Origin of the sequence: Streptomyces sp. NPDC056883, assembly GCF_042788835.1 — a bacterium.
In the GTDB taxonomy this organism is placed as follows: Bacteria; Actinomycetota; Actinomycetes; order Streptomycetales; family Streptomycetaceae; genus Streptomyces; species Streptomyces stoeckheimensis.
This window is the reverse complement of sequence record NZ_JBHUBS010000027.1, coordinates 82,744-90,534: the sequence shown is the minus strand read 5'-3', so window position 1 is coordinate 90,534 and position 7,791 is coordinate 82,744. Positions and strand designations below refer to the sequence as shown.

Genomic DNA, 7,791 nt, shown 5'->3' with positions numbered 1-7,791 from the left:
GTGCCGGACCGGCCGGGGCGGGGGCCCGGCCGCGGGCCCGGCGGCCCGCCCCCGGCTCGCCGGCCGTCCGTCGCCGCCCACCGCCCCGGGGCGCCGGCACCACGGGCTCCGGGTGCGGCCCCGAGCCGGGGAACGAGTCCAGGTCCGGCCCCGGGCCGAGGAAGGGGTCCGTCCCCTGGCCCGGGAGCGGCTCCGGGTTGCGGTAGGGGGCCGGTCCGGCGTCCGGGGACGGGGCAGGCGCCCCCGGGTCCCCGTAGTGCTCCACGTCCCCGTAGGGCCCCGCGGCGGCCGGGCCGGGGGCCGTCGCCACCAGATCCCGGTACCGGTCCCCGTCCTCGTAGGGCCCCGCGGCGGCCGGGCCGGGGGCCGTCGCCACCAGGTCCCGGTACCGGTCCCCGTCCTCGTAGGCCCCCGCGGCGGCCTGGCCGGGGGGCGTCGCGCCCGGCTCCGGGTACGGGTCCGCGTACGGATCCATCAGGTCCTGATCCGCGCCCGGGGCGAGGTACGGGTCCGGGCGGGTGCCCGGTTCCCCGGTCGGGTCCTGGGCCGCGGCCCAGGGGTCGCGTCCACCGGCCGGCCAGGCCACATCGCTCATCGCGCTCGCTCCACTGGTCCGTCCGGCTGCTTCGGGCACGGCACCCTAGCGGAGCGACCGTCACGCTACAAAGCGGAACGACTACGGAACGTGGCGAACGGGTGAGGGGTTTCTCCGGTGGTGCTCAGTAGGCGAAGGCGCGGGCCGTGTTGGCCGCCAGTGCCGTCGCCATGGCGTCCTCGTCGATGCCGCGGACCGCGGCCATGGCCCGTACGGTCAGCGGAATGAGGTACGGCGCGTTGGGCCGTCCGCGGTACGGGGCCGGGGTGAGGTACGGGGCGTCCGTCTCCACGAGCACCAGCTCCAGCGGGGCCACCGCCAGGGCTTCGCGCAGCGGCGCCGCGTTCTTGAAGGTGACGGTCCCGGCGAAGGACATGTAGTAGCCGGCGGCCGCGCACTCCCGGGCCATCTCCGCGTCTCCGGAGTAGCAGTGGAAGACGGTCCGCTCGGGGGCGCCCTCCTCGCGCAGGACGCGGAGCACGTCCGCGTGCGCCTCGCGGTCGTGGATGACCAGGGCCTTGCCCTGCCGTTTGGCGATCTCGATGTGCGCGCGGAAGGAGCGCTCCTGCGCGGCCATGCCCTCCGGGCCGGTCCGGAAGTAGTCGAGTCCGGTCTCGCCCACCGCCTTCACGTGCGCGAGGGCCGCCAGGGCCTCGATCTCGGCGAGCGCGTCGTCGAGCGCGGCCTCGCCGCCGCCCGTCCGGGCGCCCTGCCGCGACCAGCCGTCGGGGTCCCCGTGCACGATCCGGGGGGCTTCGTTGGGGTGCAGGGCCACGGCCGCGTGGACGTTCTCGTACGCGGCGGCCGTCTCGGCGGCCCAGCGGGAGCCCTTCACGTCGCAGCCCACCTGGACGACGGTGGTCACCCCGACGGAGGCGGCCTTGGCGAGGCCCTCCTCGACGGTGCCGGACTGCATGTCCAGGTGGGTGTGGGAGTCGGCGACCGCCACCCGGAGCGGTTCGGGCAGCGGGGGCGGTGCGTCGTTCGACGTACTACGGCTCATACGGCCGATCTTATGACCGGCGGAAGAACCCGAGCAGCCGGGCCATCAGGCCGGGCCGTTCCACCGCGACCGGTCCGGGGCCTTCGTGCAGGGCGGCCTTGCGGGGCTTCGGGGGCTTCGCGGTGTACCCGGCGGGCACCGGTCCGGCGATCCCCGGGGCCGCGCGGTGGTGGTAGAGCTGGTCGAGCATGCCGATGACCGACTTGACCTGGCCCTCCCGCATGATCCGCACCACGTGACCGCCGCAGTTCATGCAGGTCGGGTTGGACAGGGGGGAGGGGACCCGCTCGCCGTCCGCCGTGTAGACGATGAACGGCAGGCCCCTGCCGTCGGTGTGGTGCTCTATCTCGTACCCCTGCTCCCAGCCGTAGCCGCACTTCATGCAGGCGAAGGAGTACGCCTCGTGCACCGTCGGTACGCCGGCGGGAGCGGGCCCCGTCGCGGGGACGGCCTGGGCGGCCGGCGCGGCGACGGTCGAGGCGACGGGTCCGGCGGTTTGGGGGAGGGGTCGGGGTTCGGCGATCTCACTCATGCCAGCTCCTCTTGTTCCACTGCTTCCCTTGCCAGTGGACGCCTCTTCGGGCGGGAGCGCATCAGGCCCTGTCCAGTGTTGGACGGTCCTTGGGCGAGTCATGCCCAAAGCGCCCGGTGCGCGGTCTGAGCTTTGCTTTTCAGGTTAGCTCTTTACCGACTCACGGCGACTTTTGTGCCGCGTTCTTTGCCGCCACCACCGCGTCGAACACCTCGCGCTTGGGTACCCCGGCCTCGGCGGCGACCGCCGCGATGGCCTCCTTGCGCCGCTCCCCCGCCTCCTCGCGCACCCGTACCCGGTTCACCAGCTCCTCGGCGTCCACATCGCCGGGGGCCGCGGCCGGGGCGCCCTCGACGACCACGGTGATCTCCCCGCGCACGCCTTCGGCGGCCCAGGCGGCCAGCTCGCCGAGCCCGCCGCGCTTGACCTCCTCGTAGGTCTTGGTCAGCTCGCGGCAGACGGCGGCGCGCCGGTCGGCGCCGAAGACCTCGGCCATGGCGGCCAGGGTGTCGTCGAGCCGGTGCGGGGCCTCGAAGTAGACGAGGGTGCGGCGTTCGGCGGCGACCTCGCGGAGCTTGCCGAGGCGCTCGCCGGCCTTGCGCGGCAGGAAGCCCTCGAAGCAGAAGCGGTCGACCGGCAGGCCGGAGAGGGCGAGCGCGGTGAGCACGGCGGAGGGCCCGGGTACGGCCGTGACCTTGATGTCCTTCTCCACGGCGGCGGCGACGAGCCGGTAGCCGGGGTCGGAGACCGAGGGCATGCCGGCGTCCGTGACCAGCAGGACGCGCTTGCCGGCCTCCAGGGCCTCGACCAGTTCGGGGGTGCGCGCGGACTCGTTGCCCTCGAAGTAGGACAGGACGCGCCCGGTGGTGTAGACGCCGAGGCCCTGCGTCAGCCTGCGCAGCCGCCGGGTGTCCTCGGCGGCGATCACGTCGGCCCGCTCCAGCTCGGTGGCGAGCCGCGGCGGGGCGTCGGCGAGGTCGCCGATGGGCGTCCCGGCGAGGACGAGAACGCCTCCCGCGAGTGCGTCGGAGGGGGCCGGGGAGGGGGCTTCGGCGGAGCCGGGCTGGTCAGTGGTCACCGCCCCATCCTCTCAGCCGCCCCCACCGGTACACCCCGACGCTCCCGTCCCCCTGGGTTTGGCACAGGCTCGTTCCCTACGATGTGCCGGTGACCAGTACCGCGACGCCGCCGCCCAGCCCTGCGGGGGCCCCGCCCGCCACCGAGGCCGGGCCCGGCCCGGACCCCGCCGACCAGCCGTCCGCCTGGCTGCGCCGCCTGCGCGGCTTCGGCTACGTGCCGCCCGCCGGGGCGAAGCGGCAGTCGGACGTCCGCACCCGCCTGGTGCCCCCGTACGCGCGGCCGTCCGCGCAGCTGTGGGCGCAGATCGGGATCGGGCCGGCCGCGGCGGAGCGCTGGGAGCGGGTGCTGGCGTGGGCCGGGCCGCTGCTGGTGGCGCTGGTCGCCGGGGTGCTGCGGTTCGTGCACCTGGGCACCCCGAAGGCGGTGATATTCGACGAGACGTACTACGCCAAGGACGCCTGGGCCACGGTCAAGCAGGGCTACGAGGCGAGCTGGCCCAAGGACATCGACAAGTCGATCCTCGCCAACCCCGACGGGGTCCCGCTCCCGCTGGACCCGGGCTACGTCGTGCACCCGCCGGTCGGCAAGTGGGTGATCGGGCTGGGCGAGTGGATGTTCGGCTTCGATCCGTTCGGCTGGCGGTTCATGACCGCGCTGCTCGGCACCCTGTCCGTGCTGATGCTGTGCCGCATCGGTCGGCGGCTGTTCCGCTCCACCTTCCTGGGCTGCCTGGCCGGCCTCCTGCTGGCCGTGGACGGCCTGCACCTGGTGATGAGCCGGACCGCCCTGCTCGACCTGGTGCTGATGTTCTTCGTGCTCGCGGCCTTCGGATCGCTGGTGATCGACCGGGACAAGGTGCGGGCCCGGCTCGCGGCGGCGCTCCCGGTGGACGAGGAGGGGCGGACCCGGCCGGACGCCCGGATCGCGGAGACGCTGAAGCTGGGCTGGCGCCCGTACCGGCTCCTGGCCGGGGTCTGCCTGGGCCTGGCCTTCGGCACGAAGTGGAACGGCCTGATCGTGCTGGCCTTCTTCGGCGTGCTGATGGTCCTGTGGGACGCGGCCGCGCGCCGCACGGCGGGCGCGGGGGCCCCGTACGCGGCGATGCTGCGCCGCGACGCGCTGCCCGGCTTCCTCTCGACCGTCCCCGTGGCCATTTCCGTCTACGTGGCCTCGTGGCTCGGCTGGATCCTCTCCCCCGACAACGGCAAGGGCGGCTACTTCCGCGACTGGGCCGCCAAGAACGACCAGCACAGCTCGTGGTCCTTCGTCCCGGAGTGGCTGCGGAGCCTGTGGCACTACGAGACGGAGGTCTACAAGTTCCACGTGGGCCTGACCTCGGGCCACACCTACGAGTCGAACCCGTGGAGCTGGCTGGTCCTGGGCCGTCCCGTCTCCTACTTCTACGAGTCCCCCGCACCCGGCACCGACGGCTGCCCGGCGACGGAGACGGCCAAGTGCGCGCGCGAGGTGCTGGCGCTCGGCACGCCGCTGCTGTGGTGGACGGGCTGCTTCGCGCTGCTGTACGTGCTGTGGCGCTGGTTCTTCCGCCGCGACTGGCGGGCGGGCGCGATCGCGTGCGCGCTGGGCGCGGGCCTGCTGCCCTGGTTCAACTACCAGGAGCGGACCATCTTCTTCTTCTACGCGGTGGTCTTCGTCCCGTACCTGTGCCTGGCGGTGGCCATGATGATCGGCGCCCTGCTGGGCCCGGCAGGCTCCTCGGAACGCCGCCGCGCCCTGGGGGCGGTGGCGGCGGGCGTACTGGTGCTCCTGATCGTGTGGAACTTCATCTACTTCTGGCCCATCTACACCGGCCAGACCATCCCGATGGACTCCTGGCAGAACCGGATGTGGCTGGACACCTGGGTGTAGCGGACACGGGGGCACTACCCTCGTGATCCACATCGACTCGGGGGAGTTTCAGGATGCTGAGTGCCGTCGTCACGCCGGAAGGCGACCGGATCCGCTGGGTGGAACTGCCCGGGGCCGAACCGGCCCGGGTCTACCTGCACGGGCTGGGGTCCACCTCGCCCGCCTACTTCGCGGCGAGCGCCGTGCATCCGCTGCTCGCCGGGCGGCGGTCCCTGCTGATCGACCTGCTGGGGCACGGGCACAGCGACCGGCCCGAGGACTTCTCGTACACGCTGGAGGCGCATGCCGACGCCCTCGCCGCGGCGCTGGAGCAGGCGGGCACCGGCGCCGCCGAGCTGATCGCGCACAGCATGGGCGGCGCCGTCGCCATCGTGCTGGCCGACCGGCACCCCCACCTCGTCTCCCGGCTGGTGCTGGTCGACGCCAACCTCGACCCGGCCCCGCCCGGGCCCCCCGCCGAGGGCAGCAGCGGGCTCGCCGGCTACACCGAGCAGGAGTTCCTGGCCGGCGGCTGGGCCGAGGTGCGCGACCGGGTCGGTGCGCACTGGTGGTCCACCATGCGGCTGGCCGGCCGCGTCGCCCTGCACCGCAGCGCCGTCCACCTGGCCGCGGGCACGACGCCGACGATGCGCGAGCTGCTGCTGGAGCTGAAGATCCCGCGCAGCTTCCTGTTTCCGGCCGAGGACGGCCGCGTCCCCGGAACCGAAGCCCTGGAGGCGGCCGGAGTGGCGGTCGTCGCCGTCCCCGAGTCGGGGCACAACATCATGCTCGACAACCCCGACGGCTTCGCCCGGGCGGTCGCGGACGCACTGGTTCCAGCGCAACCAAAGCCCTGAACCGTTTGTCTGTTCGACGTAAGGTCTACTCCACGGGCTACTTGAACGCGTTCAGCATTCAAGGACCGGGGGTCGGACACACGGGAACGGGGAGAGCGAATGAACGGGGCTGCAAAGGGGGCCGTCGTCGGCGGGGCCTTCCTCGCGATGCTGGGCGGGGCCGTGTACGGGGTGTACGCGCTGGTGGGGGACGGCGGTGACGGCGACGCCAAGAGCACGAGCGCGACCGGCCCGGCGGTGCCCGCCAAGGGCACCGGGCCGGTCAGCGACAAGGATGCCGCGGCGACCGCCCAGGCCTTCTTCGCCGCGTGGGCGGCCGGGGACGCCCGGGCGGGGGCCGATCTGACGAACAACCCGGCCGAGGCGCAGGGCGCCCTCGGCGAGTTCACGACCAAGGCCTACGTGTCCAAGGTCGCGATCACCCCCGGCGTGCAGACCGGGACCACGGTGGCGTACTCCGTCGCGGCGGAGGTCACCTACGAGGGGGTCACCAAGCCCCTCGCCTACGAGTCCAAGCTGACCGTGGTCCGCGGCAACACCACGGGGCTGCCCCTCGTCGACTGGCAGCCCTCGGTCCTCCACCCGCAGCTCCAGAAGGGCGAGAAGCTGCGCGGCGGCGCGCCCGCCAACCCTCCGGTCAAGGCCGTCGACCGCAAGGGCAGGGAACTGACGGCGGAGAAGTACCCGTCGCTGCGCCCGGTCCTCGACAGCCTGCGCAAGACCTACGGGGAGCGGCTGGGCGGTACGAGCGGCGCCGAGCTGTGGATCGAGCCGGTCGCCCAGGAGGCCCCCCGGCGGAGCCTGCTGACGCTGGTCGAGGGAAAGCCCGGGGAGATCGAGACCGTCCTGGACGCGGACGTCCAGGCGGCGGCCGAGCAGGCGGTCCTGAAGTTCCCGCAGGCCTCGGTGGTCGCCGTCCAGCCGAGCACGGGCAACATCCTGGCCGTCGCCGACCATCGCGGGGACAGCTTCCCCGCGTCCCTCAGCGGCGCCCGCGCGCCCGGCTCCACGATGAAGATCGTGACCGGCGCGATGCTGCTGGACCGGGGTCTGGTGGCGGCGGACAAGGTCGCCCCGTGTCCGGCGGAGGTGCAGTGGGGAGGCAAGACCTTCAAGAACCTGAAGGGCTTCAAGCTCGAGGGCGAGACCTTCGCGACGAGCTTCGCCCAGTCCTGCAACACCGCCTTCATCAAGCAGATCCTGCCGGTCGACGACGACGACGCGCTCCCGAAGGAGGCCCGTGAGGTCTTCGGCATCGGCGAGGGCGTCGAGTGGAAGGTCGGGGTGCCCACGGTCGACGGCAAGGTCCCCGACGCGACCGGTCCGGCGGCGGCCGCCGCGTACATCGGCCAGGGCCAGATCCAGATGAACCCGCTGACGATGGCCTCGGTCACGGCGACCGCCCGGACCGGGGTGTTCCGTCAGCCGGTCATCGTCAAGGCCTCGTTGGACGGCCGCGAGATCGCGCAGGCCTCCCGGAAGATGAAGCCCTCGGTGGCGGCGCAGCTCGTGCGGATGATGAAGCTGACGGCCGCCTCGGGCACCGCCCAGGGTGCGATGTCCGCGGTCCACGGCTCCGACAAGGGCGCGAAGACCGGTTCGGCGGAGGTCGACGGGGCGCAGAACCCGGACAGTTGGTTCACCGGTTTCAGCGGCGACGTGGCGGCCGCGGCGATGGTCGAGGGCGGCGGCCACGGCGGCGACGCGGCGGGCCCGATCGTGGCGGCGGTCCTGAACGCGGGCTGACCGCAGGGCCCGCCCCCGCCCGGCCGTATACGACGCGAGACAGCCGTACGGGTCGATGCCGCATCACGGCAGCATCGACCCGTACGGCTTCTTCATGTCACCGCCCGGCCGTCCCCGCTCTCGCACACCA

At 73.4% G+C, this 7,791-nt stretch carries 6 protein-coding genes and 1 pseudogene; 3 read left to right on the top strand and 4 right to left on the bottom strand.

Annotated features, from left to right (window positions below):
* The 4 genes and pseudogenes from ACFRU2_RS38710 to rsmI form a co-directional block, all read right to left on the bottom strand.
* A pseudogene (locus ACFRU2_RS38710) lies at positions 1-595 on the bottom strand (hypothetical protein); the annotation flags it as partial.
* Between the two features lie 124 nt (positions 596-719).
* A complete protein-coding gene (locus ACFRU2_RS38705) occupies positions 720-1,598 on the bottom strand; it encodes a TatD family hydrolase (protein WP_250737488.1) in 879 nt (292 codons plus the stop codon).
* Between the two features lie 10 nt (positions 1,599-1,608).
* Positions 1,609-1,980, bottom strand: coding sequence for a hypothetical protein (locus tag ACFRU2_RS38700; RefSeq protein ID WP_382981008.1), 372 nt, complete (start codon positions 1,978-1,980; stop codon positions 1,609-1,611).
* Positions 1,981-2,290: 310 nt separating this feature from the next.
* A complete protein-coding gene (gene rsmI, locus ACFRU2_RS38695; RefSeq protein ID WP_382981006.1) occupies positions 2,291-3,208 on the bottom strand; it encodes a 16S rRNA (cytidine(1402)-2'-O)-methyltransferase in 918 nt (305 codons plus the stop codon).
* An 89-nt stretch (positions 3,209-3,297) separates the two neighbouring features.
* On the opposite strand from rsmI, the gene ACFRU2_RS38690 reads away from it, so the two are divergent.
* The 3 genes from ACFRU2_RS38690 (at position 3,298) to ACFRU2_RS38680 (ending at position 7,661) form a co-directional block, all read left to right on the top strand.
* Complete coding sequence (locus ACFRU2_RS38690; protein WP_382981005.1) at positions 3,298-5,079, top strand: dolichyl-phosphate-mannose--protein mannosyltransferase; 1,782 nt, start codon at positions 3,298-3,300, stop codon at positions 5,077-5,079.
* A gap of 53 nt (positions 5,080-5,132) precedes the next feature.
* Positions 5,133-5,915 carry an alpha/beta fold hydrolase gene (locus ACFRU2_RS38685; RefSeq protein WP_382981004.1) on the top strand — a complete coding sequence of 261 codons (783 nt, stop codon included), beginning with the start codon at positions 5,133-5,135 and terminating at the stop codon, positions 5,913-5,915.
* Between the two features lie 99 nt (positions 5,916-6,014).
* A complete protein-coding gene (locus tag ACFRU2_RS38680; protein ID WP_382981003.1) occupies positions 6,015-7,661 on the top strand; it encodes a penicillin-binding transpeptidase domain-containing protein in 1,647 nt (548 codons plus the stop codon).
* The last annotated feature ends 130 nt before the right edge of the window (positions 7,662-7,791 follow it).

What these genes read in the sequence shown, in the direction of transcription:
- ACFRU2_RS38685 (WP_382981004.1), top strand. Translation starts at nt 5,133, where the DNA reads ATGCTGAGTGCCGTCGTCACGCCGGAAGGCGACCGGATCCGCTGGGTG.
- ACFRU2_RS38680 (WP_382981003.1), top strand. Translation starts at nt 6,015, where the DNA reads ATGAACGGGGCTGCAAAGGGGGCCGTCGTCGGCGGGGCCTTCCTCGCG.
- ACFRU2_RS38705 (WP_250737488.1), bottom strand. Translation starts at nt 1,598, where the DNA reads ATGAGCCGTAGTACGTCGAACGACGCACCGCCCCCGCTGCCCGAACCG.
- ACFRU2_RS38700 (WP_382981008.1), bottom strand. Translation starts at nt 1,980, where the DNA reads ATGAAGTGCGGCTACGGCTGGGAGCAGGGGTACGAGATAGAGCACCAC.